At 65.8% G+C, this 25618-nt stretch carries 26 protein-coding genes, 1 tRNA gene and 2 pseudogenes; 20 read left to right on the top strand and 9 right to left on the bottom strand.

The genetic code is table 11. From position 1 onward, the window contains the following. Nucleotides 1–120 precede the first annotated feature (120 nt). Together nuoB and QX108_RS02750 are read right to left on the bottom strand one after the other, a co-directional pair. Nucleotides 121–534: pseudogene (nuoB, locus tag QX108_RS02745) on the bottom strand (NADH-quinone oxidoreductase subunit NuoB); the annotation flags it as partial. Between the two features lie 185 nt (nt 535–719). Then, a complete protein-coding gene (locus QX108_RS02750; protein ID WP_409998478.1) occupies nt 720–1127 on the bottom strand; it encodes a hypothetical protein in 408 nt (135 codons plus the stop codon). 731 nt (nt 1128–1858) lie between these two features. Here QX108_RS02750 and QX108_RS02755 point away from each other — a divergent pair. Next, nucleotides 1859–2170 (top strand): hypothetical protein, encoded by a 312-nt coding sequence (locus tag QX108_RS02755; protein WP_172109074.1) that lies wholly within the window; start codon nt 1859–1861, stop codon nt 2168–2170. Between the two features lie 281 nt (nt 2171–2451). After that, complete coding sequence (locus tag QX108_RS02760; protein WP_315778962.1) at nt 2452–3441, top strand: ribonuclease Z; 990 nt, start codon at nt 2452–2454, stop codon at nt 3439–3441. Nucleotides 3442–3519: 78 nt separating this feature from the next. Here the strand turns inward: QX108_RS02760 and QX108_RS02765 are convergent, their stop codons facing one another. Both QX108_RS02765 and QX108_RS02770 read right to left on the bottom strand, forming a co-directional pair. Next, nucleotides 3520–4860, bottom strand: a complete 1341-nt coding sequence (locus QX108_RS02765; RefSeq protein ID WP_315720018.1) for a vWA domain-containing protein — start codon at nt 4858–4860, stop codon at nt 3520–3522. Between the two features lie 173 nt (nt 4861–5033). After that, nucleotides 5034–5108: transfer RNA gene (locus tag QX108_RS02770), tRNA-OTHER, on the bottom strand. Between the two features lie 1139 nt (nt 5109–6247). Here QX108_RS02770 and QX108_RS02775 point away from each other — a divergent pair. Both QX108_RS02775 and QX108_RS02780 read left to right on the top strand, forming a co-directional pair. Then, on the top strand, nt 6248–7330 hold the full coding sequence (locus QX108_RS02775; protein ID WP_315778960.1) for an Acg family FMN-binding oxidoreductase: 1083 nt from the start codon (nt 6248–6250) through the stop codon (nt 7328–7330). A gap of 79 nt (nt 7331–7409) precedes the next feature. Next, nucleotides 7410–7637, top strand: a complete 228-nt coding sequence (locus tag QX108_RS02780) for a hypothetical protein (RefSeq protein ID WP_172109065.1) — start codon at nt 7410–7412, stop codon at nt 7635–7637. Between the two features lie 2 nt (nt 7638–7639). Here QX108_RS02780 and QX108_RS02785 read toward each other — a convergent pair whose 3' ends face one another. Then, complete coding sequence (locus QX108_RS02785) at nt 7640–7999, bottom strand: hypothetical protein (RefSeq protein ID WP_315778958.1); 360 nt, start codon at nt 7997–7999, stop codon at nt 7640–7642. Nucleotides 8000–8123: 124 nt separating this feature from the next. On the opposite strand from QX108_RS02785, the gene QX108_RS02790 reads away from it, so the two are divergent. From QX108_RS02790 to QX108_RS02805, 4 genes and pseudogenes are all read left to right on the top strand, one after another. Further along, on the top strand, nt 8124–8828 hold the full coding sequence (locus QX108_RS02790; RefSeq protein WP_315778956.1) for a glutathione S-transferase N-terminal domain-containing protein: 705 nt from the start codon (nt 8124–8126) through the stop codon (nt 8826–8828). Further along, a complete protein-coding gene (locus QX108_RS02795; protein ID WP_315778954.1) occupies nt 8825–9802 on the top strand; it encodes an oxygenase MpaB family protein in 978 nt (325 codons plus the stop codon). Before QX108_RS02790 ends, QX108_RS02795 begins: the two co-directional genes overlap by 4 nt. Before the next feature lie 134 nt (nt 9803–9936). Continuing rightward, nucleotides 9937–10527: a histidine phosphatase family protein gene (locus tag QX108_RS02800; RefSeq protein WP_315778952.1), complete on the top strand. Its 591-nt coding sequence runs from the start codon at nt 9937–9939 to the stop codon at nt 10525–10527. A gap of 78 nt (nt 10528–10605) precedes the next feature. Next, nucleotides 10606–10812: pseudogene (locus tag QX108_RS02805) on the top strand (hypothetical protein); the annotation flags it as partial. 50 nt (nt 10813–10862) lie between these two features. Here QX108_RS02805 and QX108_RS02810 read toward each other — a convergent pair. Further along, on the bottom strand, nt 10863–11063 hold the full coding sequence (locus tag QX108_RS02810; RefSeq protein WP_172185135.1) for a hypothetical protein: 201 nt from the start codon (nt 11061–11063) through the stop codon (nt 10863–10865). Nucleotides 11064–11282: 219 nt separating this feature from the next. Here QX108_RS02810 and QX108_RS02815 point away from each other — a divergent pair, with 219 nt between their 5' ends. The 9 genes from QX108_RS02815 (at nt 11283) to QX108_RS02855 (ending at nt 20200) form a co-directional block, all read left to right on the top strand. Beyond that, complete coding sequence (locus QX108_RS02815; protein WP_315778949.1) at nt 11283–11639, top strand: ArsC family reductase; 357 nt, start codon at nt 11283–11285, stop codon at nt 11637–11639. 326 nt (nt 11640–11965) lie between these two features. Beyond that, entirely contained in the window at nt 11966–12721 is a 756-nt protein-coding gene (locus QX108_RS02820) for an ABC transporter ATP-binding protein (RefSeq protein WP_315720025.1), read from the top strand. Next, a complete protein-coding gene (locus QX108_RS02825) occupies nt 12714–13460 on the top strand; it encodes an ABC transporter ATP-binding protein (RefSeq protein ID WP_315778947.1) in 747 nt (248 codons plus the stop codon). Before QX108_RS02820 ends, QX108_RS02825 begins: the two co-directional genes overlap by 8 nt. 42 nt (nt 13461–13502) lie before the next feature. Next, entirely contained in the window at nt 13503–14723 is a 1221-nt protein-coding gene (locus QX108_RS02830) for an ABC transporter substrate-binding protein (RefSeq protein ID WP_315778945.1), read from the top strand. Nucleotides 14724–14799: 76 nt separating this feature from the next. Next, a complete protein-coding gene (locus QX108_RS02835) occupies nt 14800–15663 on the top strand; it encodes a branched-chain amino acid ABC transporter permease (protein ID WP_315720028.1) in 864 nt (287 codons plus the stop codon). Nucleotide 15664: 1 nt separating this feature from the next. Next, nucleotides 15665–16633, top strand: coding sequence for a branched-chain amino acid ABC transporter permease (locus QX108_RS02840; protein WP_315778943.1), 969 nt, complete (start codon nt 15665–15667; stop codon nt 16631–16633). A 144-nt stretch (nt 16634–16777) separates the two neighbouring features. Then, nucleotides 16778–17422: a DUF47 domain-containing protein gene (locus QX108_RS02845; RefSeq protein WP_172109042.1), complete on the top strand. Its 645-nt coding sequence runs from the start codon at nt 16778–16780 to the stop codon at nt 17420–17422. An 11-nt stretch (nt 17423–17433) separates the two neighbouring features. Beyond that, the gene (locus QX108_RS02850) at nt 17434–18441 is read left to right on the top strand and encodes an inorganic phosphate transporter (protein WP_315720029.1); all 1008 of its coding nucleotides are present in this window, start codon (nt 17434–17436) and stop codon (nt 18439–18441) included. Nucleotides 18442–18580: 139 nt separating this feature from the next. Next, entirely contained in the window at nt 18581–20200 is a 1620-nt protein-coding gene (locus tag QX108_RS02855) for a peptide chain release factor 3 (RefSeq protein WP_315720030.1), read from the top strand. Between the two features lie 137 nt (nt 20201–20337). Here QX108_RS02855 and QX108_RS02860 read toward each other — a convergent pair whose 3' ends face one another. The 3 genes from QX108_RS02860 to QX108_RS02870 all read right to left on the bottom strand — a co-directional run bounded on the left by QX108_RS02860 (nt 20338) and on the right by QX108_RS02870 (nt 22425). Next, complete coding sequence (locus QX108_RS02860) at nt 20338–20736, bottom strand: response regulator transcription factor (protein ID WP_315778940.1); 399 nt, start codon at nt 20734–20736, stop codon at nt 20338–20340. Beyond that, a complete protein-coding gene (locus QX108_RS02865) occupies nt 20733–21599 on the bottom strand; it encodes a S1C family serine protease (RefSeq protein WP_315778938.1) in 867 nt (288 codons plus the stop codon). Before QX108_RS02865 ends, QX108_RS02860 begins: the two co-directional genes overlap by 4 nt. Nucleotides 21600–21693: 94 nt before the next feature. Further along, entirely contained in the window at nt 21694–22425 is a 732-nt protein-coding gene (locus tag QX108_RS02870; RefSeq protein WP_172185721.1) for an aspartate/glutamate racemase family protein, read from the bottom strand. Nucleotides 22426–22590: 165 nt separating this feature from the next. Between QX108_RS02870 and QX108_RS02875 the strand changes: the two genes are divergently transcribed. The 3 genes from QX108_RS02875 to QX108_RS02885 all read left to right on the top strand — a co-directional run bounded on the left by QX108_RS02875 (nt 22591) and on the right by QX108_RS02885 (nt 25585). Beyond that, nucleotides 22591–23187: a hypothetical protein gene (locus tag QX108_RS02875; RefSeq protein WP_315778936.1), complete on the top strand. Its 597-nt coding sequence runs from the start codon at nt 22591–22593 to the stop codon at nt 23185–23187. A gap of 100 nt (nt 23188–23287) precedes the next feature. Then, a complete protein-coding gene (locus QX108_RS02880) occupies nt 23288–23875 on the top strand; it encodes an NnrU family protein (protein ID WP_315720034.1) in 588 nt (195 codons plus the stop codon). A 114-nt stretch (nt 23876–23989) separates the two neighbouring features. After that, entirely contained in the window at nt 23990–25585 is a 1596-nt protein-coding gene (locus tag QX108_RS02885) for a class I adenylate-forming enzyme family protein (protein WP_315778934.1), read from the top strand. Nucleotides 25586–25618 lie beyond the last annotated feature (33 nt).

Below are 25618 nucleotides of genomic sequence, written 5' to 3' on the forward strand. Positions count from 1 at the left end.
GGGATCACGCAGATAGAACATGAATTCCGAAAAATAGAAAGAGAAATATTTTTAAGGACAAGACTGGACAGCGGTGATGTCGTTGAGCGGACAAGCGAAACGAATTTCTGGGCGCATGACGCCGTTACGCGTTCGACCCGGTGTCGAGATGACGTAGCGCGGCTCCGGCATCTGATCGTAGATCTTGCGGAAGGCCGGCGCCATTTTGTGGGTGAGCGTGCCGGCGACGATGATCACGTCCGATTGCCGGGGCGAGGCGCGCGGCGCGAAGCCGAAGCGCTCGGCATCGTAGCCCGGCATCGACATCTGCATCATCTCCACGGCGCAGCAGGCGAGCCCGAAGGTCATCCACATCCACGAGCCGCTGCGCGCCCAGGTGATCAGCGCCTCCGCATTGGCGGTGAAGAATCCCTTGTCGGCGAGATCGTCGCGGACCCGGATGAAATAGGCATCGGTCGCGTTGTCCGGCTTGCCCTCGCCGGGCCGCAGCGCCTGCGTTCCCGGCGCACCGTCTTGAAACGGGCCACTCGCCATTCCTGCTCTCACCTCGCGCCATGGCGATTCGATGCGCGTGCGGAGCAATCCGCGGTCGCGCGATTCGGTCACCAAGATGCGTGCGATCCGCCGTTCCTAAGCGGCGAGGGGCGATGGTGCCGGTTCAGGGCCGTCCGGCTTGGCGATGGAGGCCACCGGCGTGTGACGCGGGCTGCCGGATCCGGTCAGAACGGGCGTCGGCTCGGAAGGACGTTTGAGGCCGGCGCGTCGGTCAACGACGACGGACCGGGCCGGCGCGAATGGCCGCCGGTCTGGCGCCAGTGCTGGACGTGCAGGAGGATGCCGGCCAACAGCAGCGGCGCAACGGCTGAAACCGCCAGGAAGGGTGAGAGCGGTTTCGGCGTGATCATCTCCAGCATCATCTCGCAGACCAACCAGACGGCCGCTGACACCAGCACGAAGTCGCGAGAGGGAATGCGGAGCCCATACAGGAAGCCGGTGATGAGCACCGCGGGCGCGATGATCGGGCCGATCATGTAGAAATTCAGCTCGGGCGGCGTCAGCGCGTCGAGAATCATGGATGCCAGCAGCCACAGGCTGAAGAACATCACAGCGCCGTCGACGTATCTCATGGGATCACCTCCGCCGCGACATTTTGGCGCAATCTTTGTCCGGTTTATGGCTGTTCCGTCAAGTGCAGTGACCTCGGACGACGGTTCGAAGCGGCATTTTCGGGCGATTTCGGCCGTCGTCAGGCTTTGGAAGGCCGCCGCACGACCTGGATACCGCTGATCGGCGGTTCCATCGCCATGGCCTGCTGCATGTCGAGGGAACCGGCACGCCAGCGCTGGGCGAGCGCCGTGGCGAAAGGTCGAACGACTTTTCAGGCCCGGCCTCCTCGGCGCCTGGACGGCAGCTCAACAGCTGGATCTCATCGGTTCCGGCGCGGCCTTGCAGCTGTCGCCGCAGCCGGCGGGCGTCGAGCGCGTGATGCGGCCGCTGGAACGTCTGATTGCCGAACATCAGATCGTTCTTGCGCTCCGCCGCGGCCTCGATGCCGTCGGGCACGTTGCGCCATGATAGGCGCCGAGTCCGAGCCCGCCCGCGAACACCAGGCATGTCTGCTTGCGATCGACGGTCATGCGCGCGAGACGAGACGTCCTGAGGGGAATGGTTTGCCGGACCCACTTACAACAGCCGGCCGCGATCGCTCCAACCCTTCGGCTCGGTGGAGCAAGACGCCGATGCACGTCGATCAGCGTCGATCACTGGCGCCGCGGCGCCATGGAACGGTGTCCATGCGCCATGCGTTCGACGCTGAACACAGATGATGCTCAGCGGCGAGACAGCCAAGGACTATCGAATGGAACGCACGATCATCGGTCATTTCGCAACGCGCCGTGACGCCGAGCTCGCCGTCGAGCACCTGGTGCAGGATCACGGCATTGCCCGCACCGACGTGTTCGTGCAGGCGCCGGGCACCGCCAACAGCGCCGGCTCGCAAGCCGCCGGCGCCGACGTCGAGAGCGGCCACCCCGGCGTCGACAAGACGGGCGCGCCCGAGCTGGGAGGCGAGATCGAGGTATCCGTCGATTGTCACGGACGGCAGTCGGGCGAGGTGGAGGGCATACTGAAGGAAGCGGGCGCGCGGCGGGTCAGCGCGAAGTCGCTTTGAGGGCCGGCCGGTGCAAGCGCCTCGATCAACGCAAGAACGGGTTGCGCGACGAACGAGCAGGCGGTGAGACGAACGAGCCCGCTCGCTGCCTTCTCGGCAGCTGGACATCGCAGGAAAATCTGGCACATCTGACCGCGGCCATCAGGTGATGGCTGCGAAGGGCGCGCGATCCCTCCGCACGGCTTGGCCTCAATCTGCTCGGCTTTGCGCTGATGAAGGCCGCGCGATGCTTGATTGAGCGATGATGACGGAGGGCTCGTGGAACAGCACGGCAGGGCATCATGAGTGCGTTGGTGCAGCCGCGCCTGATCAACGATGTGTTCGGCGATCCCGGCGTCTATGTCGATTTCAGCTTCGGCCGCCGCGCGATGCTGTTCGATTGCGGCGACCTCGGATCCTTGTCCCATCGCGAGCTGCTGCGCGTCAGCGAGGTGTTCGTCAGCCACCGCCATCTCGATCATTTTTGCGGCTTCGACCGGCTGCTGCGCGTACATCTCGGGCGCATGGGCGCGCTGCGTGTGGTCGGACCTTCCGGCCTGATCGAAGGCGTTGCTGCGAAGCTTGCCGCTTACGACTGGAATCTGCTCGGCGAGGGCTCGCCGGATCTCGTGATCGATGTCAGCGAGTTCGTGTCCAACCGACTTGCCGGCCGCGCACTCTTCCGCGCGCGGCACGCATTCCGCGGCGAGGCGCTGCCGGAGGAGTCCTTCCCGGAGGGCATCGTGTTCGACGATGGCGAACTCAGAATCGAGGCTTGCGCGCTGGAGCACAACATTCCCTCGCTCGGCTTCGCACTGCAGGAAGCCATGCGGATCAATGTCTGGACCGAGGGCCTCGCCACGCTCGGTCTCGACGTCGGTCCGTGGCTCAACATCGCCAAGAGCGCGGCACGACGCGGCGAGGGGGACGACACACCGATCGAGGCGGGCGGTCGCATCCTGCCGCTGGGCCTCCTACGCGAGCACGTGCTGCGCAGCGGCCGCGGCCAACGCATCGTCTATGTCACCGATGCCGCGTTCACCCCCGAGAACGCCGCTGGGATCGTCGCGCTCGCGCGCAACGCCGATCACCTGTTCATCGAGAGCGCCTTTGCCGACGAAGATGCGGATATTGCGCAGGAGCGGCGGCATCTCACCGCGGCCCAAGCGGGCCGTCTGGCGCGTGAGGCCGGCGCGCGACGCCTGACGACCTTCCATTACTCGCCGCGCTATGTCGACACGCCGGACCGGCTGCGTCGCGAGGCGGAGACGGCGTTCGCTGCGCGCGAATGAGATCGGCGCAAGGGTCATCAATGCTCGTTTTCGACGTGAGACCCGGGCGCGCCTGTGACGCGTCCGGGTCATTTGTCGTCAGTGCAGGGTGGTGCCCCGCAGCGTCTCCTCCTGCGCCGCGATCCAGGCGATCACGGCTTCGGAGAAGCCGTCGACCCGCGTCCAGGGGCCGTAGCCGACCCCGTGCTGGTACGACGCCACGTTGACCATGGTCCCGCGCGCTTTCGGCGACGGTACCGGATCGTGGCTCTGCTCGTCGGTGAAGACGATCAGGCGGTCGCCCTTGCGGTCGACCTCCTTCACCGCGCGGCCGAGATAGGTCCCGGAATGCGGCTGCGAGTTGATGATCGCATCGCGCAGCGCGAAGCCCCGGCGCGGCGGCAGCTTCACGACCTCATCGCTGAACGTGAAGATCTCCACCTCGTCGCAGACCTCGCGGGCGAGGACCGCCAGCCCGCACGCCGCCTCCGCCCGCGTCATCTCCGACTTGGCGGACAGCGTCGCGAACATCGAACCGGACACGTCGATCAGGAGCCGCGTGCGGCCCGGAAGCCGCGCATGGCCCTTGACCGAGCGCAGCATTGCCTGCTCGAGTTCTGGCTCGAAGTTCGGCGCATGCCGGGCCGCCGTGATGAACCGATACGGCAGGACTCGGTCCGTCCGCATCGTCTCGATCGCGGCCGCGATCGTCGCGCGCGGCACCCCGGCCTGGCGCATCAGGCGCAGGTTGCGCAGCAGCGCCAGCGCTCCGAGCCGCTTCTCGGCCAGCAGCCGCTCGAAGCTCGCCCGCTTGTCCGCACCCGCCGACAGCGCGACCTCCCAGGTGTCGGGCGAGGGCAGCTCGCCATCGACGAGCTGCTTCCACACCGCCTCCTGGTCCGCGTCCTTGGGCCTGGCGTGCACCAGGAACAGGACGTCGCGCAGCCGCACCGGGCCGTCGCGGTCATACTTCGCAAGCTTATAGGCGTCGAACTTCGCAAACGCCTTCGCCAGCCCCTTCTTGACCTGCGCCGAGACCGGCTGCCGCTTGCGCTGCTGCTGCGGACCCAGAGAGTCCGCCCAGTAGATCGCGAGCAGCTCGGTCATCTCGTCCGGCCGCTGGATGATGCGGGCCAGCGTCTCGGCGACCAGCGCGCGGTGCGACGGCAGCCGTGCCATTTCTCGGGCGACGAGCAGCGGCGCGTGGCGCAGCTTCATCTCCTCGCGCGCGCGCACCGCGAGCTGAGCGACCTCGCGCGGTTCGACCTGCGCCACGAGAGCCTTGATCCGATCGGCGATCGCGACCCCGTCCTCGTAGAACTGGTCCTCCCACAACAGGCAGCTCATCAGCGTGCGCTGGAGCGCCTGCACCGGCGCGAGCTGTCGGGATGGCGCACCCTCGTGGGTGAAGGCGCGCAGGAACGTGTTGAGCCTGACCATGGTGGCCTCCTCTGGGTTGATGGATGTTGGATGGAATGGCCGGAGCACCGGCCGACACGCGCGATGCCGTGACATCACACGCGATGGCGACCACGCGCCGGGAACGGGCGAATGCTGAGCTCCGCTCCACTCGCGTGGACCGGATAGTGCTCTGCCGCTGAGCTACCGGCGCATGGAACGCCGGATGGGAGTCGAACCCACGACCTCTCGATTAGCAATCGAAGTATCAGCACTCTTCACCACGGCGCGTGCCAGGGGGGCGGCGGGGAACGGTCGATGCTGTCGCTGCCCTTGTCGGGCGCTCGGTTTCAACGAAGTAACAGACATCTTCACCACCGCCGCGAAAGCGGGACCACGAGCCGGGAACAGGCGACGACTGAGACCCGGTCCCACTTTCGCGGACCGGACAGCGCTCTGACCTCTGAGCTACCGGCGTGCTGCCGGACGGGATTCGAACCCGCGACCTCTGGCGTGGCAAGCGAAGTAACAGTCGTCTTCACCACGGCTCGTGGATGTGTGGCCGTGCAACTCCGCTGTGTCGCCACGCGTTCGCGCGGACGACGCCGATTGTGAGTTGCGACGGTGCGTTGCTCGGCTGCGAAATGCGGCCGGGCGGTTGTTGTGGCGTGCTGGGGAACGGGCGATCGCGGCGATACGACGATCGAAACGCAGGTTCGGCATCAGCCTCACCGCAACCCGCGACTCACCCGTCTCGCTTGACGGATTCCACGGTACGATCGATCGAAGGCGGCTCGTCGCCGCATTGGCGCGAAGGATCCGCGATCTTCACCACCAGCAGCTCCCGGCCGCGAACGGCCGGGAAATCAAATAGCTTGTCTGCGGCGCTGATGGCGCCGCGTGTTGCGAGCTCCTAGGAAGCTCGCTCTGTCATCGGTTTCCGGCGCGAACGCCTCGTTCCCTCCGACAGGCCCCGCGCTCTTGGGCACGCGCATCACCTGCGCGAGCCCCGGGATCCGGGTCTCCCGTTCCGGCTGGTCGCCGGGACAATTGTGAGTTCGCCGTGCGAGCCGCTGACGTGAGGGCAACAAAAAACCCTCCGGAGCGGCTGGCTCGGGAGGGTCCGTGTGAACCGGACAATGGATCTTGCGTCAGGCAAGATCGCTCCCCCGAGCATGGCGTGCGCCATCCGACGGCCCGAAGCCGTTGGACGTGCAGATCATGTGTTCGTCACCGAAGGACATCGTTTCACTCATGTTCGTCGCGGGCGCAGTCATCCGCGAGGCCGGGGTAACTACGCTCGTTTGTTGTTGCTGTCAACGGCGCATTGCGAAGTATTTTGGTCGAACGTGACGTTGTTGATCTGAAACAACACTTTGGCGCGAGGCACGTTTATCCTCATGACCATTAGTCCGGCGAGCATGTGGTCATGAACCGACGGCAGATCCTGTTAGGAGCGAGTGGCGCGCTGACGGCGGCCGCGGTCGGCGCGGGTGCCTGGCGCTCCGCCACCGGCACGATGTCCGCATACGACGACTACAGCGCGCGGCTGCGCGCGCCGCTGTCGGCGGAGGTCGCCGACGTGATCCGCTACGCGACGCTGGCGGCCAACGGCCACAACACGCAGCCATGGCGCTTCGCCGTGGCGGCCGATGCGATCACGATCACGCCCGATCTGTCGCGACGCACGGCGGTGGTCGACCCCGACGATCATCATCTGTACGTCAGCCTCGGCTGTGCGGCGGCCAACCTCGCGATCGCGGCCGCTGCCAGCGGCCGTCCGGGCGAGGTGATCATCGATGGTCCGATGGTGCGCTACAGCTTCACCGGAGGGCGGCGTGACGACGTCGATCCGCTGCTGTCCGCCATCGTCCGCAGACAGTCGACGCGCGCCGACTATGACGGACGCGAGGTGCCGCCGCGCGATCTCTCGTCCCTGCAGGTCGCGTCAGCGGTGGCCGGTGTCGATCTCGCCATCATCACGGCGCCCGCCGCGATCGCTGCAATCCGCGATCTCGTCATTGCCGGCAACAGCGCACAGATGCGCGACGCCGCGTTCATGCGCGAGCTGAAGGACTGGATCCGCTTCAATCCGCGCAGTGCGATGGCGAGTGGCGACGGCTTGTTTGCTGGAGCCAGCGGCAATCCATCATTGCCGACGGCGCTGGGCGGCATCGCGTTCGACCGCCTGTTCGACGCATCTGCCGAGAACGACAAATATGCGCGCCAGATCGCGTCCTCGGCGGGGATCGCCGTGTTCGCGGCCGAGCAGGCCGATGCCGCGCACTGGATCAGGGTCGGGCAGGCCGCTCAGCGCTTCGCGCTCGAAGCAACGCGGCTCGGGCTCAAGCTTGCCTTCATCAACCAGCCGGTCGAAGTGGCCGCGTTGCGGCCCGAGCTGGCGCGTCTGATCGGGACGACGCGGCGGCCGGATCTCGTGCTGCGTTTCGGCTACGGGCCTGCGCTGCCGTTTTCGCCGCGGCGTCCGATCGGCCATGTGCTGAGTTCCTGAGTCGTTCCTGTCAATCTTGACGGAATCCCGACTCGGTGCATTGCTTCGGGACATGTTCGAGAACACCCGATTGGCACGCATGAGCGACGGGCATTATTGCCTGGTGCGCGACCTTGGCCTGGTCAAGGGCGGCAAGGGCATGCGTCATCACGAGGTGGTCGTCGATTTCAGCGCACGTGGCCTGAAGGTGCTGGCAAAGCAGGGGGCCTCATCGCTGATGCGCCGCGTCGCGGCGAAGCTCGCCCAGCACGAGGCCACGGCGAAGCTGCCGGCGCTGCTGCGTGTGCGCCTGCGCGAGCCGCAATAGCTTCACCGCCTGCGAGGCGTCGCAATCGATCGCGTCGGCTCGTAGGGACTGTCCGGATTCACATCGAGCTCGACTTCGGCGACGCAATGTTGCGGATGGCGATGGCTGCGCCCGGAATGCCAGCGCCCCTCGCGCAGCTCGACCTCGCTCATCTCGGCGATGTCGAAACACTTCCACTGTCCGCCTCGCGGCAGGCCGCGGCTCGCGCCGCCGGCGAACTGAAATGCGAGCACGCGCTCGCGTCCCGCAGTATGACCGAGGATGATCGGGCACAGCGCACGGGCAAATCCACCATACATGCACAACACCTGTCGTCGTTCGTGCATCGCCTGCATGATCAACTGGTAGGTCTGACTGGGCATGCTGACCTTCTGCACGTTGCAGCCACCTAAGGCCCCGGACACGCGGCCGGTTCCACACGGCATCTTGCAGCGGCTCGGGATGGACTTAGATTGAGGCCCAACCGCAACGCGCGAGCAAGCCCTGATGTCCGACCTCTCCAGCTTCCCGATCACCACGCGCTGGCCGGCGCGGCATCCCGACCGCATCCAGCTCTACTCGCTGCCGACGCCCAACGGCGTGAAGGTCTCGATCATGCTGGAGGAAACCGGGCTGGCTTACGAGCCGCACACGATCAATTTCGGCACGGACGACCAGAAGACGCCGGAGTTTCTCTCGCTCAATCCGAACGGCAAGATCCCGGCGATCGTCGATCCCGATGGGCCCGGCGGCCAACCGCTCGGCCTGTTCGAGTCCGGCGCGATCCTGCAATATCTGGCCGAGAAGACCGGGAAATTCCTCCCCACGGATCCGGCGCGGCGCTGGCAGACCATCCAATGGCTGCACTTCCAGATGGGCGGCATCGGGCCGATGTTCGGCCAGCTCGGCTTCTTCCACAAATTCGCCGGCCGTGAGTACGAAGATAAGCGGCCGCTGCAGCGCTACGTCGCCGAGAGCAGGCGGCTGCTCTCGGTGCTCGAGGCGCGGCTCGACGGCCGGCAGTGGATCATGGAGGACGACTACACCATCGCCGACATCGCCACGCTCGGTTGGGTCCGCAATCTGATCGGCTTCTATGGCGCGCGCGAGCTGGTCGCCTTCGATGAACTGAAGCAGGTCCCGGCCTGGCTCGAACGTGGCCTGGCGCGGCCGGCGGTGCAGCGCGGGCTGGAGATCCCCAAACGGCCGTGATCGTCAGCGAGGCCGATTTCCAGCGCTATCTCGATGAGGTGCTGTCGGCCCCCGCCGTGACAGGCGACGGCGTGCTCGGCCCGGACAGCGTGATGTGGCGCGTGCATCGCGAGGCGGCGTTGTTTCTCGGGGCGGGACGCGCGCTGCTGCTGCAGCTCGCCCATCCCTGGGTGGCGGCCGGCATTGCCGAGCAGTCGAAAGTGTTCGCCGATCCGCTCGGCCGTTTCCATCGCACCTTCGGCATCGTCTACACGATGGTGTTCGGCACGCGCGACCAGGCGATCGCGGTGGCGCGTCGGCTGTACCGGCGTCACGCCGCGGTCGACGGCGTGATGACGGAGACGGCCGGGCCGTTCGCGGCGGGCTCGCGCTATCGCGCCAACGATGTCGACGCGCTGCGCTGGGTGCACGCCACGCTGGTCGAGACGGCCATGATGTCCTACGGCCTGCTGTGTCCGCCGCTCAGCGCGGACGAGCGCGAGCAATATTGGCGCGACGCCATGCGCTTCGCCGGCCTGTTCGGCATTCCACGCGACGAGCTGCCGCCGGACTGGGCGTCCTTCAAGGCCTACACGGCCGCGATGATGGAATCGGAGACGTTAACGGTCAGCGCGGCCGCGCGCGACATCGCCCAGCGCATCTTCTCGGGCGAGGCGACCTCGATCGGGCCGCCGCGCTGGTTCACCGCACTGACCGCGGAGATGCTGCCGGAGCGGCTGCGGCTGGCATTCGCGCTGCCATATGATGAGCGCGACCGCCGCAGTGCCGCGCGTGCCCGGATCTGGCTGCCGCGCGTCTATGGATTGCTGCCGGTGCGATTGCGCACGGTCGGCCCCTATCAGGAGGCGATGGCGCGCATCAGCGGACAGGCCTGTCCGCCATTCACCCGGCTGCTCAACCGCGCCTGGATCGGCCAGCCGTTGATGCCGGCCGCGGAGGCTGGCGGCCGCCGGGCGCCGCGCCCCGCTCACTGAGGGCGTCGTCGCAGGTTGTGATCGGGTTCATACAGCGGACGTGTCGCGTGCGGTAATCTGCGCTGCCAACGGTCGCCTGTCGATGCTGGACGCGCGTCTCTTGACGGCCCGGCGGGCAGCACGCGGAGGAAGCCATGAACGCGCTCACGCTCCTGATCATTCGCCATGCCGAAAAGCCGGACGGTGACACCACGGGCCCTGGCCTGACCCACACAGGCAAGCCGGATTCGAAGTCGCTCGTGATTTTCGGCTGGGAACGGGCAGGGGCATGGACGGCGCTGTTCGGCAGCGGATTGGGCGGCACGACCTATCCGACGCCGCAGGCGATCTACGCCGCCGATCCCGATAGCACCAGGGATGGCTCCGATCCGAGCCGGCGGCCCTATGAGACGGTGCTTGAACTGGCCGCCCGATTAGGGCTCGTCAAACCGGATATGTCGTTCGCAAAGGGGCAGGAGGCGGCGCTGGTTGACGCCTTGCTGCCGCTGTCGGGCGTCGTCCTGGTCGCGTGGGAGCACAAGGCGATCATCTCCGACATCCTGCCGCGGCTGCCAGTCAGCAACGCCGACCAGTTGCCGACCCACTGGCCGGGCAAGCGCTTCGATGTGGTGCTAAAGTTCGATCGCGGCGCCGACGGAACCGAATTCGAGTTCACCGAACTCTATCCCTGCCTGATGCCGGGTGATTCCGATAAGCCACTGAAGAGCGATCCGAAGGACGAGTGAACTACTGACCGCGCGGCTCGCCTGGGAAATATCCCCGGGTCAGCAGGACGACGCGATATTGCGGCCGAGGATCAGCCCGTCGAGGCGCAGGCGATCGACCGTGCTCACCGCATCGGTCAGAACAAGAAGGTCTTCGTCTATCGGCTGGTGACCGCCGGCACGATCGAGGAGAAGATCGGAGAGCTGAAGCTGCGCAAGCAGGCGATCGCCGACCGGTTGTTCGACAACCAAGGCAATATCGGCAAGGCGCTCACCGAGGACGATATTGCTGTGTTGCTATCTTGATCTCGTGTCCGTCGCTGCGGCGCGCGTGGCATGCGTTATTGCGGGTGCAATCACGCCACCGCAACGCGCTCGCGGTCGCGTGTCTCTTCGACCCACGCGTGGGCGGCGAACCATTCATGGTAGGTGCGGCAGTGCGGGCAGTAGGCGCGGGAGAAGAACACGGGCATGCGCTGAAAGCGCTCGGCATCCATTTCCATCCCTGTCTCGATGCTGCGGCCGGTCTGCGGACAACGGACCATGATCTTGCCCATTCGCGGTCTCCTGTTCGTGGGCCAGATACGCCGGGGATGCGAAGAAAATGTAATGCTCAGCCGACACTTTCGTGGCAAAGCTCGGAGTGAATTCCGACTGCGGAACGGACCGCGGCTGCCGCATCAAAAGCGAGTGAATCGCACTGCAAAATGCGGGGCCGATTGTCGCAACATGAGACAAGCGCCGTGGTCGGACACGATTGGTTGAGGACGCGTGGCATGAGCATCACGATCTACGGAATCAAGAACTGCGACACGATGAAGAAGGCGCGCGCCTGGCTCGACGATCACGGCGTGGCCTACGACTTCCACGACTACAAGACCGCAGGCATCGACAAGGCCAGGCTCGAATCATGGAGCGAGGAGGTCGGCTGGGAGCTGCTGCTCAATCGCGCCGGCACCACGTTCAAGAAATTGCCGGAGGCTGACAAGGAAGGCCTGACCAGGAGCAAGGCGATCGCGCTGATGCTGGCGCAGCCGTCGATGATCAAGCGGCCGGTTCTGGACCTTGGCGGCAAGCGGGTGGTGGGCTTCAAGCCTGACCTCTACGCCAAGGAGGTGAAGACAGCGAAGTAGCAGCGCAGCAGCGGCGAGCAACTTTCGGCTGCGCCGACGAACGGCCGTCGGCGTGCCCGCAGGCTCCCGCCCGGTCCATTCGACGGCGCGATGCCCGGTTCTATGTACGCGGGAATTACAGATCCCGCGCAACGCAAGGTCAATCGGCCGGCTTGCGACGCCGTTGCCCAGCTTTCCGCCTTGCCTAACTCCCTCGGTTGACGGCATATTCCGGCGCGAAGCGGCCGCGGGTGGCGACGGGAATCGTCCAGCCATCCGGCAGAGCCGCCTTACAGGAAGAGAAGCGAGGGCCAGGCGCGCGACGCGCCGGCGCGGGGGGAATCTGTTTGGCTGACGAGTTCATTCTCGAGACCCACGGATTGACGAAGGAGTTCGCGGGGTTCTTTGCCGTTCGCGATGTTTCGCTCAAAATTCGCCGGGGCACCATTCACGCGCTGATCGGCCCGAACGGGGCCGGCAAGACGACGTGCTTCAACCTGCTGACCAAGTTCCTGCGGCCCTCCGCCGGCACGATTCTCTATAAGGGGCAGGACATTACAGCCGTGGCGCCGGCCGACGTGGCGCGCCTCGGCCTGGTTCGTTCGTTCCAGATCTCGGCGGTGTTTCCGCACATGACCGCGCTGGAGAACGTTCGCGTCGCCCTGCAGCGGCAGCATGGCTCGTCATTCGACTTCTGGCGCTCCAAGAGCGTGCTGAACCGATTCAATGGTCGGGCGCTGGAGCTGCTCAACGACGTCGGCCTCAGCGAGTTCGCCAATATTCCGGCAGTCGAAATGCCCTATGGGCGCAAGCGCGCGCTGGAGATTGCGACGACCTTGGCGCTCGATCCGGAGATGATGCTGCTGGACGAGCCGATGGCCGGCATGGGCCACGAGGACATCGACAAGATCGCCGCCCTGATCAAGCGGATCTCGGCCAAGTACACGATCCTGATGGTCGAACATAATCTCAGCGTCGTCGCCAACCTCTCCGACACCATTACCGTGCTGACGCGCGGGCAGGTGCTGACGGAAGGTCCATATTCGGAGCTCTCCAAGGACGAGCGCGTCAAGGAAGCCTATCTGGGAGCCGGACATGCCTGAGGTGATGACGGCCACGACTTCAGGACAGGCGGCTGCCACCAGCACCATTCTCGACGTCAAGAATCTCGAGAGCTGGTACGGCGAATCCCACATTCTCCACGGCATGAACTTCAACGTGAATGCCGGCGAGGTGGTCACCCTGCTCGGGCGCAACGGCGCCGGCAAGACCACGACCCTGAAGTCGATCATGGGGATCATCGGCAAACGCACCGGCTCGGTTCAGTTCAACGGCCAGCAGCTGATCCGCATGACCTCCGACCGGATCGCGCGGCTCGGCATCGCGCTATGCCCGGAGGAGCGCGGCATCTTCGCAAGCCTCGACGTGCGCGAGAACCTGCTGCTGCCGCCGGTGGTGCGGCCGGGCGGGCTGACGCTCGACCAGATCTTCGAGCTGTTTCCGAACCTGAAGGAGCGCTTGAAGAGCCAGGGCACCAAGCTGTCGGGCGGCGAGCAGCAGATGCTGGCGATCGCACGCATCCTGCGCACCGGCGCCAGCTTCCTGATGCTGGACGAGCCGACCGAAGGCCTCGCGCCGGTCATCATCCAGCAGATCGGACACACCATCGCGCGGCTGAAGAAGGAGGGCTTCACGATCCTCCTGGTCGAGCAGAACTTCCGCTTCGCCTCGACGGTCGCGGACCGTTACTACGTCGTCGAGCACGGCAAGGTCATCGACGGATTCGCCAATGCCGATCTGTCCGCCAACATGGACAAGTTGCATACTTATCTCGGCGTCTGACAGGCGCCGCGACTGTATCTTGGGAATTTTGGAAAGTTGGAAATGCAGAGCAGATTCATCGCGTCTTTGCTGGGTACGGCGCTCACTCTCGCGGCCGGCAGCATCGCCTCGGCCGGAGACAAGACCGTCAAGATCGGCGCGCTGTCCGATCAGTCCGGTCTGTACTCGGACCTCGGCGGCCCCGGCTCGACCCTCGCGGCGCAGATGGCGATCGAGGATTCCGGCCTCACCGCCAAGGGCTGGAAGATCGACGTGATCTCCGGTGATCACCAGAACAAGCCCGACATCGGCACCTCGATCGCGCGGCAGTGGTTCGACGTGGAGAAGGTCGACGTCGTCGTCGACGTGCCGAACTCCGGCGTGGCGCTGGCTGTGAACAACGTCGTCAAGGAGAAGAACGGCGTCTACATCAATTCGGGCGCGGCCACCTCCGACCTCACCAATGCGCAATGCTCGCCGAACACGGTGCACTGGACCTACGATACCTACATGCTCGCGCACACCACCGGCCAGGCGCTGGTCAAGGCGGGCGGCACGAGCTGGTTCTTCCTGACGGCGGACTATGCCTTCGGCGCGGCGCTGGAGCGCGATACGACGGCGGTGGTGACTGCCAATGGCGGCAAGGTGATCGGCGGCGTCAAGCATCCGCTCAACACCTCCGACTTCTCGTCCTTCCTGCTGCAGGCGCAGTCGTCGAACGCCAAGGTCATCGGTCTTGCCAATGCCGGCGGTGACACCACCAATTCGATCAAGCAGGCGGCCGAGTTCGGCCTCACCAAGGGCGGCCAGAAGCTCGCGGCGCTGCTCTTGTTCCTCACCGACGTCAAGTCGATTGGGCTGGACATCGCGCAAGGCCTCAACTTCACCGAGACCTTCTACTGGGACATGAACGATCAGACCCGCGCGTTCTCCGATCGCTTCGCCAAGCGGATGAAGAACGGCGCGCCGCCGACGATGGTGCAGGCCGGCGTCTATGCGGGCCTGTCGCATTACTTCAAGGCGCTGGACGCGCTCGGCGAGAATCCGCATGACGGCATCAAGATCGTCGACAAGATGAAGTCGATGCCGACCGAGGATGCGCTGTTCGGCAAGGGCGAGATCCAGCCCAACGGCCGCACCATCCACACCGCCTATCTGTTCGAGGTGAAGAAGCCCTCGGAGTCCAAGGGCCCGTGGGATCTCTACAAGCTGGTCGGCTCGGTGCCGGGCGACCAGGCCTTCACGCCGCTCGACAAGAGCGCGTGCGCCTTGTTGAAGAAGTGAACCGCTGCGGTCTCGGCGGCTGACCCCGCCGGCACCGCTGTCTTTAGGAAACGCCGAGAGAAAATAGAACAAGACGATGCAGGCCCTCTACGCACAGCTTCTGGTTGGACTGATCAACGGCTCGTTCTACGCGCTGCTCAGTCTCGGGCTTGCCGTCATCTTCGGCATGCTCAACATCATCAACTTCGCCCATGGCGCGCTCTATATGATGGGCGCGTTCTGCGCCTATTTCCTGCTGAACCTCGGCGGCATCGGCTATTGGTGGGCGCTGCTGCTGGCGCCGATCATCGTCGGCATCTTCGGCATGGTCCTCGAGCGCACCATGCTGCAATGGCTGGCCGGGCTCGATCATCTCTACGGCCTGCTGCTGACCTTCGGTCTCGCGCTGATCATCCAGGGCGTGTTCCAGAACTTCTTCGGCTCGTCCGGCCTGCCTTATGCGATTCCCGAACAGCTCCGCGGCGGCATGAATCTCGGGTTCATGTATCTGCCGGTCTATCGCGGCTGGGTCGTCATCTTCTCCCTTGTCGTCTGTCTGGCGACCTGGTTCCTGATCGAGCGGACCCGGCTCGGGGCCTATCTGCGCGCCGCCACGGAGAACCCGACATTGGTGCGGGCGTTCGGCATCAACGTGCCGCGCATGATCACGCTCACCTACGGGCTCGGTGTCGGGCTCGCCGCACTCGCGGGCGTGCTGTCGGCGCCGATCAACCAGGTCCGTCCGCTGATGGGCGAGAACATGATCATCGTCGTGTTCGCGGTGGTGGTGATCGGCGGCATGGGCTCGATCATGGGCTCCATCATCACCGGCTTTGCTCTCGGCGTGATCGAGGGACTGACCAAATATTTCTATCCCGAGGCTTCCAACACCGTGGTCTTCGTTCTGATGGTCCTGGTGCTGCTGGTGAAGCCGACGGGTCTGACCGGACGGGCGGCCTGACATGACATCGATCACCGACGCGACCCTGCCGATCACCCCGCGCGCGATGCGCGACGAGATGATCGTGTTCGTCATCATGGCGGCGCTGCTCGCCATCGTGCCCTGGACGGGGCTCTACCCGTTCTTCGTCATGCAGGCGCTGTGCTTCGCACTGCTCGCCTGCGCCTTCAACCTCTTGATCGGCTATGGCGGCCTGCTGTCGTTCGGTCACGCGATGTTCCTCGGCACCGCCGGCTATTGCAGCGCGCACGCACTCAAGGTCTGGGGCCTGCCGCCGGAGCTCGGCATCCTGGTCGGCGTGGCCGGATCATTCGTCCTCTCGGTCGTCGCGGGATACATCTCGATCCGCCGCCAGGGCATCTATTTCGCGATGATCACTTTGGCGCTGTCGCAGCTGCTGTACTTCATCTATCTGCAGGTGCCTTTCACCCATGGTGAGGACGGCATCCAGGGCATCCCTCAGGGCCGGATGTTCGGCATCCTGGATATGTCCAAGCCGACGGTGCTCTATTACGTCGTGCTGGTGGGTTTCCTGGGCGGCTTCCTGCTGATCTTTCGCACCATCAACTCGCCGTTCGGCGAGGTGCTGAAGTCGATCCGTGAGAACGAGCAGCGCGCGATCTCGCTTGGCTACAAGACCGACCAGTACAAGTTGCTCGCCTTCATCCTGTCGGGGACGCTGGCCGGCCTGGCCGGCGCGTTGAAGGTGTTCGTTGCACAGAACGCCTCGCTGACCGACGTCGAAGTGGCGATGTCGGGTCAGATCGTGCTGATGACCCTGGTCGGCGGCCTCGGAACCGTGTTCGGCCCCGTCGTCGGCGCGTTCGTGATCGTGGGCATGGAGCAATATCTGGCCGGCTTCGGTCAGTGGGTGAAGGTCATCCAGGGCGGCATCTTCGTCGCCTGTGTGCTGACCTTCCGCCGCGGCGTGATCGGGGAACTCGCCCATCTGTTCAAGCGCTCCCTCTAAGTCATTGATTTGCTGGAAATTCATGCGAGATGGCAGAAAGCGGTGGATGATCCGGCCGCCGCTTCTGCTGCGGCGAGATCCGGGATATGACAGTTCTGTGACGGGCCGGCCCTGGCCCGTTCCAGAATCGATGGACCTCGTCCCATGTTGCACTGGTTTCGCGCCGTCCTCCCGCGGGAGGAGCGGTTTTTCGATTTGTTCACCCGCCACAACAAGGTGGTGATCCAGGGCGCGCATGCGCTGCAGGACATGCTGCAGGGCGGCGACGACATTCTCGTTCATTGCCAGCGCGTCAGCCAGTTCGAGAACGAGGCCGACAACATCACCCGCGAGGTGCTGACCGCCGTCCGCCGCACCTTCATCACCCCGTTCGACCGCGGCGACATCAAGAACCTGATCACCTCGATGGACGACGCCATCGACCAGATGCAGCAGACGGCCAAGGCCGTGGTGCTGTTCGAGGTGAAGGAGTTCGAGCCGACCATGCGCGAGATGGGCACCTTGCTGGTCGAGTGCGCTAATCTGATCGGCAAGGCGCTGCCGCTGCTGCAGGCGATCGGCCAGAACGTGCCGATGATCACCGCGATCACCGAGGAGATGACCAAGCTCGAGGGGCGCGTCGACGATCTCCACGACATCGGCCTGAAGGAGCTGTTCCTCAAGCACCGCAACGCCAACACCATGGACTTCATCGTCGGCGCCGAAATCTACGACCATCTGGAGAAGGTCGCGGACCGCTTCGACGACGTCGCCAACGAGATCAATTCGATCATGATCGAACAGGTCTAGGGGCGCGCGCCGTGGATGCTCATCTCGGCCTTCCGATCCTGGTCGGCCTCATCGGCGTCGCACTCGCCTTCGATTTTCTGAACGGCCTGCACGACGCCGCCAACTCGATCGCGACCATCGTCTCGACCCGGGTGCTCAGGCCGCAATATGCGGTGTTCTGGGCCGCATTCTTCAACTTCGTTGCCTTCACGGTGTTCGGCCTGCACGTCGCGCAGACCATCGGCACCGGCATCATCGATCCCGCGATCGTCGACGCACAGGTGATCTTTGCCGCGCTGGTCGGCGCCATCGTCTGGAACCTCGTCACCTGGGCCGCCGGCATTCCCTCGTCGAGCTCGCACGCGCTGATCGGCGGGCTGGTCGGGGCAGGGATCGCCAAGGCCGGCATCTCGGCCGCCGTCTGGAGCGGATTGTCGAAGACGATCCTCGCCATCGTGCTGTCGCCCCTCGTCGGACTGCTGCTGGCGATGATCCTGGTGGCGATCGTGTCCTGGGCCTCGGTGCGATCGACGCCGTTCGCCGTCGACCGCGCCTTCCGCATCCTGCAATTCGCCTCCGCCTCGCTGTACTCGCTCGGCCATGGCGGCAATGACGCGCAGAAGACCATGGGCATCATCGCGGTGCTGCTGTACTCGCAGGGCCATCTCGGCGAGCAGTTCACGGTGCCGTTCTGGGTGGTGTTGTCGTGCCAGGCGGCGATGGCGTTGGGCACCCTGATGGGCGGCTGGCGGATCGTCCGCACCATGGGCCTGCGCATCACCAAGCTGAACCCGATGCAGGGCTTCTGCGCCGAGACCGGCGGTGCGATCACCTTGTTCCTGGCCACTTTCCTCGGCGTGCCCGTCTCGACCACCCACACCATCACCGGCGCCATCGTCGGCGTGGGCGCCGCCCGCCGCGCCTCGGCGGTGCGCTGGAACGTCGCCGGATCGATCGTCTACGCCTGGATCTTCACGATCCCGGCCTCCGCGATCGTCTCGGCGCTGACCTTCTGGCTGGTGTCGGTGCTCCGGCACTGATCCGGGGCGGGCAGGGGATGAACTCCCCGGTTGGAGTTGCGGTGCAAAACGCCTATATGGAGGGCGCGCGGCGGCCGTGAGCCCGCGCGTCTCCCGACACATCGCCCGTTCTCTGGCCCGAAACGACGCCTGCCGCCTCATGTCCGACACCACCGTCACGACCGAACAGCCCGCCCGCACCGCCTTGTCCGACGAGGTCGCGCGCCGGCGCACCTTTGCCATCATCTCGCATCCGGACGCCGGCAAGACCACGCTGACGGAGAAACTGCTGCTGTTCGGCGGCGCCATCAATCTCGCCGGCCAGGTCAAGGCCAAGGGCGAGCGCCGCAACACCCGTTCGGACTGGATGAAGATCGAGCGCGAGCGCGGCATCTCGGTCGTGACCTCGGTGATGACCTTCGAGTTCGAAGGCCTCGTCTTCAACCTGCTGGACACGCCGGGCCACGAGGACTTCAGCGAGGACACCTACCGTACGCTGACCGCGGTCGACTCCGCCGTCATGGTGATCGACGCCGCCAAGGGCATCGAGGCGCGCACGCGAAAGCTGTTCGAGGTCTGCCGCCTGCGCGACATCCCGATCATCACCTTCATCAACAAGATGGATCGCGAGAGCCGCGACACGTTCGATCTCTTGGACGAGATCGAGAAGACGCTGGCGCTCGACACCACGCCGATGACCTGGCCGGTCGGCCGCGGCCGCGACTTCATCGGCACCTATGATGTTCGCGACGGCGGCGTGCGTCTGCTCGAAGGCGGCGGCGCCAAGACCGGCGCGGCGCAGCAGATCGCAATTTCCGAACTCGGCAAGCTCAACGCCAATCTCGACATCGGCCAGATCACCGACGAGCTGGAGCTGGTCAAAGAAGCCTGCAAGCCGTTCGACCTCGACGCCTTCCGCGAGGGCCATCTCACCCCCGTCTATTTCGGCAGCGCGCTGCGCAATTTCGGCGTCGGCGATCTGCTCGAAGGCCTCGGCCGCTATGCGCCGTCGCCGCGCGCGCAGGAGTCGAACCTGCGCAAGGTCGACGCCGCCGAGCCGCGCATGAGCGCCTTCGTGTTCAAGATCCAGGCGAACATGGACCCGAACCATCGCGACCGCATCGCCTTCGCGCGTCTGTGCTCGGGCAAGCTCAACCGCGGCATGAAGGCGAAGCTGGTGCGCACCGGCAAGACCATGCCGCTGTCGAGCCCGCAATTCTTCTTCGCCCAAGACCGCTCGGTCGCGGACGAAGCCTTTGCCGGCGACGTCGTCGGCATTCCCAACCACGGCAGCTTGCGCATCGGCGATACGCTGACCGAGGGCGAGGACCTCACCTTCGTCGGCGTCCCGAGCTTCGCTCCGGAAATCGTTCGTCGCGTCCGCCTCACCGATGCGATGAAGGCAAAGAAGCTGAAGGAAGCCCTGCAGCAGATGTCGGAGGAGGGCGTCGTGCAGGTGTTCCGCCCGCGGGACGGTGCGCCGGCGCTGGTCGGTGTCGTCGGTCCGCTGCAGCTTGACGTGCTCAAGGCGCGGCTCGACGCGGAATACTCGCTCCCCGTCGAGTTCGAGATCTCCGAGTTCTCGCTGGCGCGCTGGATCTCCTGCGACGACAAGAAGAAGCTGGAAGCGTTCATCGCCTCCAACAATTCCGGCGTCGCCGACGACGTCGATGGCGATCCGGTGTTCCTGGCCAAGAACGAGTTCTATCTCGGCTACACCAAGGAGCGCGCCGAAGGCATCGTGTTCTCCAACGTCAAGGACGTGAAGAAGAAGGCGTAGCCGCCCGACACTCCGTCGTCATTCCGGGGCATCGCGCAGCGATGAACCCGGAATCCATCTTATCTCTTGTTCTGCCGCCCGATGGATTCCGGGTTCGCCCTGCGGGCGCCCCGGAACGACGGTGCGGAGAGATCATCTTAAAGCTCGATGATCCCGCGCCGAGCCGCATGCGCCACCGCATCGGTCCGGCCGGTGGCATCCAGCTTCTCGAGCAGCGAGCCGACGTGGAATTTTGCGGTGTGCACGGAGATGCCGAGGCTGCGCGCGATCTCCTTGTTCGAGCAGCCCTCGGCCATCAGCGCCAGCACGTCGCGCTCGCGCGCGGTGAGCTGAAACGCGTCGCTTGCGGCACCGTCAGGCGCCGGGCGATCGCCTGCGTCCTCGCTGTTGCGCGTGACCGCCACCTCGGCGTTTTCGCCCGATGCGACCAGCCGCAGTCCGGCGACGCCGCCGAGCAGCGCCGCCAGCCGGTCGGCCAACTCGGCATCGTCGACCGTGATGGCGATCGTGATCGGCGCGGGTTCGTCCGCGCTCACGCGGGTCGCTCGCCGATGGTCAGCGCCACCTGCAACGGCTCGCCACTGCGCAGCGCCGCCACCTCGACCACGGCGCCGACGCTATCCGGGCCGAGCTCGCGCATCAGCGCGCGCATGCCTCTGAATGGCTGGTTGTTGAGTGCGGTGATGATATCGCCCTGGCGCAGTCCGGCGACGGCGGCCGGACCCGTCTTGTCGACGCTCATCACCATTGCGCCCAAGCCGTCATCGAGCCTGACCGGCTGCAGCCCGGCGCCGAGATAGCCGCGCGCGATGCGGCCGTGGGTCTCGAGCTTGCCGGCCACCCGGGCGATGGTCGCGGCGGGAATGACGAGCGTGCGGCGCGGCCCGCGTACGGCCATCCCGATCGCGCGTCCCTGCGCGTCGAGCACGAGCCCGCCTTCGGAGCTGTGGCGCAAGCGGGTGTCGAGTTCGACCCTCGCCTCGATGTCGCCGCCGCGCAGGCTGCGCCAGGGGCCGGCGGATTTCGACACGAGCGCGAGTGCCGCGACCGGCGTGCCCTGGTCGGCGGCCGTGATGACGGCGAGCGACCCGAGCGGCGGGACGTCGTTTGTGAGCAGCGCAGCCGGCGCGTCCTGACCGTCGAAGCGAAGCAGGGCGATGTCGGTGGTGTGATCGCGCCCGGCGATGGTTGCAGCGCGCGTCGTACCGTCAGCGAATGCGAGTGACACCTCGCCTTCGTCGGCCAGCGCCTCGTCGGCCGTGATCACGAGGCCGGGCTTCCAGATGAAGCCGGAGGCTCGCGAGCGGTGCGAATGGACCGAGACGAGCGACGGCGCAGCAGCGGCGGCCGCTGTGGAGAGCGCTGACGACAGCGCGGACAGGGCAGAGAGATCGGACATCGATGGCTCCATTGGTTGAAGCCAATGTGGAGCCTCGGACGGCGTTTCGGAACTCCCCGGATGGGCAGGCCATCGCGAGCCCGGCTACGACACCTCAAATCGTCGTTCGCGCCTTTGGCAGCGGAAATGCGAGATCGCCGTGCTTCGACGTCTTCAAGCCCAATCCGACCAGCGCCTCGGCGAAGCGCACCGCGGCGGCGACGCCGTCGATCACGGGAATGCCGAGCTCGGTCGACAGATCGTGCGCGAGATCGGCCATTCCGGCGCAGCCGAGCACGATGGCGCCGATGCCATCCTCGCGCAGCGCCGCCCGGCACTCGCCGAGCAGCGTGCCGCGCACATTCGCTTCCGGCTTGTCGAGATCGAGCACGGCGACGTCGACCGCGCGCACCTTGCGGCAGTGATGCTCCATGCCGTAATTGCGCACGAGATGCTCGGCGATCACCTTGGTGCGCGACAACGTCGTGACGATGCTGAAATGGGTGGCGACGAAGCTCGCTGCGTGCATCGCCGCTTCCGCGATGCCGAGCACCGGCACCGCCGACAATTCGCGTGCGGCGAGCAGGCCGGGATCGCCGAAGCAGGCGATCACATGGGCGTGGCAACCTTCTGCGTCGCCGGCCTCGACCTCCTTGAGCATGCCGACGGCCGCGATGGCCTCGTCATAGTGGCCCTCGATCGAGGCGGCGCCGAACCGCGCGGTGCGCCCGACGATCCGCGTGGACGGGCTGGCGCTGGCCTGCGCCGCCTGCGCGATCAGATCGGTCATCGTCGCGGTCATGTTCGGGTTGATGACGTTGATCACGGTCTCGCCGGGGCGGCTCATCGTTGCGTCCGTTGTTGTTGTCGTGTCCTGCCGTGTTCTAGCCGAGTTCCGCGGGCATGGTCGAGGGCCGTTCGCGACGCGGAACGCGCAGACGTGAACGGGATTGAGCTTGCGGATGTCGTGGTCGCGCCCAGCTTTGCGTTCGTCCCTTTCTCGAGAGACTCCATGCTGCGTATCGTCATGCTCGTCCTGCTGATGGTGGCCGCTCCGGTCACCGCCGACGCGCGCCGCCGCCAGATCAACCCCGTGCCGTTCGCGCACACGCCGTGCAGCGTGCTCGACGAGCGGCCGTGCACGCCGTCGTTCTGCAGCGTCTACGGGCCCTGGCCGTGCATCCCCGAGATGAACTATCCCTATGGCCAGAACCTGCAGCTGACCATCGAGACCCGGCCCGCCACGGACCAGCTGGCCAAGTATCAGAAGCCGGACCACGATCTCGACACGATCGCTGATCTGTTCGGCGCACTTCGCTCCTGCTGGACGCCGCCGGCAGAGGACGACGCCCGCGCAGGGATGCAGATGACGGTGCGCTTCAGCTTCAAACGGACCGGCGACATGGTCGCCCCGCCGCGCGTGACCTTCGCGACGCCGAGCGCCCCGGCCGACACCCGGGCGATCTACCTGAAGGCGATCAATGCCTCGCTGGAGGCCTGCCTGCCGCTGAAGTTCACGTCGGGCCTCGGCGGCGCCCTGGCCGGCCGGCCAATCGCAATCCGCTATGTCGACAATCGCGATCTGAACAAGACGTCCGAGCAGCGATAGCCGCTCGGTCGGCGGCAGGTTGGCACAAGGCCACGTTGCGACGCTGCCCCCGAAAATGATACCCAGTTCCCACAGGTTGCGTGCACAGGAGAGGGACGCCGTGGGACTTCTGGTGATGGTGGTGGGGCTGGTGCTGTTTCTCGGCGCCCACGTGTTCACGACCCGGCGCGAGGCGCGGGCGCAGGTCATCGCGAAGCTGGGCGAGGCGCCCTACAAGCTCGCCTACACGGTCGTTGCGCTCGCCGGTCTCGTGCTGATCGTCTGGGGCTTCGCGCAGTACCGCAACAACGGCGGCTGGATCCAAGTGTGGACGCCGCCGAAGGCGCTCAAGCACATCAATCTCGCCTTGATGCTGCCGGCGGTCATCATGATCGTCGCCGCCTATATCCGCGGCCGCATCTACACGACGCTGAAACATCCGATGCTGGCCGGCGTGAAGCTGTGGGCGTTCGGCCATCTGCTCAGCAATGGCGACCTCGGCGGCATGATCCTGTTCGGCTCGATTTTGGCATGGGCGGTGTTCGATCGCATCTCGCTGAAGCGCCGCGCCGATGCTGGTGGGCCGCCGATCCCCGTCGGCGGCGTCGGCAACGACGTCATCGCGGTGGTGGTCGGCATCATCGTCTATGCCGCGCTGGCCTTCGCGTTCCATCCGGTCGTGCTCGGCATTCCCGTCATCGGCAATTAGCGGTTCTCGGCGGACGCTTTCTGCCGCAAAATTCAGCGTCGCTCGAACATCGAGCGGCGCACATGACCGGAACAATTCGGCAACCGACAAGAACAATTCAGGGGAGGCGATCCGATGGAGTGGTCGCAACATGCCGCCATCAGACCGATGCGCTGGGAGCAGCGTTTCGGCGACCGCGTGGTGCCGCTGTTCGCGGAGCGTCCGGCCAGCATCTGGGCGATGGTCAGGGAGGCAGCGGCGCGCAATGGCGACGGCGAGGCGCTGGTTTGCGGCGACTGGCGCTTGAAGTGGCGAGACGTGGTGCCCCAATCGGGCCAGATCGCCGCGCTGTTGCGCGACAAGGGACTGCGACGCGGCGACCGGATCGCTCTCCTGCTCGGCAACCGCATCGAATTCGTGCTGTCGCTGTTCGCAGCGGCGCAACTCGGTCTCATCACCGTCCTGCTCTCGACCCGCCAACAGAAGCCGGAAATCGCCTATGTGCTGAAGGATTGCGGCGCCAAGCTTCTGCTGCACGAGGCCTCGCTCGCCGAGCGGCTGCCGGACGCTGCCGACGTTCCTGATCTGCTGCATCGGATTGCCGTCGATGACGACATCGGCCGATCCGAGCTTGCGCGGCTTGCTGACCGCGCGCCGCTCGCGGCGGAGGAGGACGTCGCCGAAGAGGACACCGCGATGATCCTCTACACCTCCGGTACCACCGGTCGGCCCAAAGGGGCGATGCTCGCGCATTGCAACATCGTCCACTCCTCGATGGTCTACGAAGACTGCCTCGGGTTGACGCCGGCCGACCGCTCGATCGCCGCGGTGCCGCTCGGTCACGTCACCGGCGTCGTCGCCAACGTCACCAGCATGGCGCGCTGCGCCGGCACCCTGATCATCATGCCGGAGTTCAAGGCCGGCGAGTATCTCAAGCTCGCCGCGCGCGAGCGCGTGACCTACACGGTCATGGTTCCCGCGATGTACAATCTCTGCCTGATGCAGTCCGATTTCGACAGCCATGATCTGTCGTCCTGGCGCATCGGCGGCTTCGGCGGCGCGCCGATGCCGGTTGCGACCATCGAGAAGCTGGCGGCGAAGATCCCCGGTCTGCGGCTGGTCAATGCCTATGGATCGACCGAGACCACCTCGCCCTCGACCCTGATGCCGCCGGGTCTGACGGCACGCCACATCGACAGCGTCGGCCTGCCGTGCCCGGGCGCCAGCATCCTCGTGATGGATGCGCAGGGGCGGGAGCTGCCGCGCGGCGAGATCGGGGAGATCTGGATCGGCGGCGGGCAGGTCATCAAGGGCTATTGGAACCGGCCCGAGGCCACCGCCGAGAGCTTCACCGCGGGCTACTGGCACTCCGGCGACCTCGGCTCGATCGATGCCGACGATTTCGTCCGGGTGTTCGACCGCCAGAAGGACATGATCAACCGCGGCGGGCTGAAGATCTACTCGGCCGAGGTCGAGTCGGTGCTCGCCGCCCATCCGGCCGTGGTCGAGAGCGCGATCGTTGCCCGGCCGTGCCCGGTGCTGGGCGAGCGGGTCCACGCCGTGGTCGTGACGCGGACGCCGGTGAGCGCCGAGGCCCTGCGCAGCTGGTGTCGCGAGCGGCTGTCCGACTATAAGGTCCCGGAGACCCTGACCGTGACGGCGGACCCGTTGCCGCGCAACGCCAACGGCAAGGTGATGAAACGGCAGTTGCGCGAGTCGTTGACGGCGTGATAGCCGCGTCCGGTCGTTGTGGCGGAAGCCGGG

This window comes from Bradyrhizobium sp. SZCCHNR1002 (assembly GCF_032381435.1).
In the GTDB taxonomy this organism is placed as follows: Bacteria; Pseudomonadota; Alphaproteobacteria; order Rhizobiales; family Xanthobacteraceae; genus Bradyrhizobium; species Bradyrhizobium aeschynomenes.

What these genes read in the sequence shown, in the direction of transcription:
- QX108_RS02750 (WP_409998478.1), bottom strand. Translation starts at nt 1,127, where the DNA reads ATGAGATACGTCGACGGCGCTGTGATGTTCTTCAGCCTGTGGCTGCTG.
- QX108_RS02755 (WP_172109074.1), top strand. Translation starts at nt 1,859, where the DNA reads ATGGAACGCACGATCATCGGTCATTTCGCAACGCGCCGTGACGCCGAG.
- QX108_RS02760 (WP_315778962.1), top strand. Translation starts at nt 2,452, where the DNA reads ATGAGTGCGTTGGTGCAGCCGCGCCTGATCAACGATGTGTTCGGCGAT.
- QX108_RS02765 (WP_315720018.1), bottom strand. Translation starts at nt 4,860, where the DNA reads ATGGTCAGGCTCAACACGTTCCTGCGCGCCTTCACCCACGAGGGTGCG.
- QX108_RS02775 (WP_315778960.1), top strand. Translation starts at nt 6,248, where the DNA reads ATGAACCGACGGCAGATCCTGTTAGGAGCGAGTGGCGCGCTGACGGCG.
- QX108_RS02780 (WP_172109065.1), top strand. Translation starts at nt 7,410, where the DNA reads ATGAGCGACGGGCATTATTGCCTGGTGCGCGACCTTGGCCTGGTCAAG.
- QX108_RS02785 (WP_315778958.1), bottom strand. Translation starts at nt 7,999, where the DNA reads ATGCCCAGTCAGACCTACCAGTTGATCATGCAGGCGATGCACGAACGA.
- QX108_RS02790 (WP_315778956.1), top strand. Translation starts at nt 8,124, where the DNA reads ATGTCCGACCTCTCCAGCTTCCCGATCACCACGCGCTGGCCGGCGCGG.
- QX108_RS02800 (WP_315778952.1), top strand. Translation starts at nt 9,937, where the DNA reads ATGAACGCGCTCACGCTCCTGATCATTCGCCATGCCGAAAAGCCGGAC.
- QX108_RS02810 (WP_172185135.1), bottom strand. Translation starts at nt 11,063, where the DNA reads ATGGGCAAGATCATGGTCCGTTGTCCGCAGACCGGCCGCAGCATCGAG.
- QX108_RS02815 (WP_315778949.1), top strand. Translation starts at nt 11,283, where the DNA reads ATGAGCATCACGATCTACGGAATCAAGAACTGCGACACGATGAAGAAG.
- QX108_RS02825 (WP_315778947.1), top strand. Translation starts at nt 12,714, where the DNA reads ATGCCTGAGGTGATGACGGCCACGACTTCAGGACAGGCGGCTGCCACC.
- QX108_RS02830 (WP_315778945.1), top strand. Translation starts at nt 13,503, where the DNA reads ATGCAGAGCAGATTCATCGCGTCTTTGCTGGGTACGGCGCTCACTCTC.
- QX108_RS02835 (WP_315720028.1), top strand. Translation starts at nt 14,800, where the DNA reads ATGCAGGCCCTCTACGCACAGCTTCTGGTTGGACTGATCAACGGCTCG.
- QX108_RS02840 (WP_315778943.1), top strand. Translation starts at nt 15,665, where the DNA reads ATGACATCGATCACCGACGCGACCCTGCCGATCACCCCGCGCGCGATG.
- QX108_RS02845 (WP_172109042.1), top strand. Translation starts at nt 16,778, where the DNA reads ATGTTGCACTGGTTTCGCGCCGTCCTCCCGCGGGAGGAGCGGTTTTTC.
- QX108_RS02855 (WP_315720030.1), top strand. Translation starts at nt 18,581, where the DNA reads ATGTCCGACACCACCGTCACGACCGAACAGCCCGCCCGCACCGCCTTG.
- QX108_RS02865 (WP_315778938.1), bottom strand. Translation starts at nt 21,599, where the DNA reads ATGTCCGATCTCTCTGCCCTGTCCGCGCTGTCGTCAGCGCTCTCCACA.
- QX108_RS02870 (WP_172185721.1), bottom strand. Translation starts at nt 22,425, where the DNA reads ATGAGCCGCCCCGGCGAGACCGTGATCAACGTCATCAACCCGAACATG.
- QX108_RS02875 (WP_315778936.1), top strand. Translation starts at nt 22,591, where the DNA reads ATGCTGCGTATCGTCATGCTCGTCCTGCTGATGGTGGCCGCTCCGGTC.
- QX108_RS02885 (WP_315778934.1), top strand. Translation starts at nt 23,990, where the DNA reads ATGGAGTGGTCGCAACATGCCGCCATCAGACCGATGCGCTGGGAGCAG.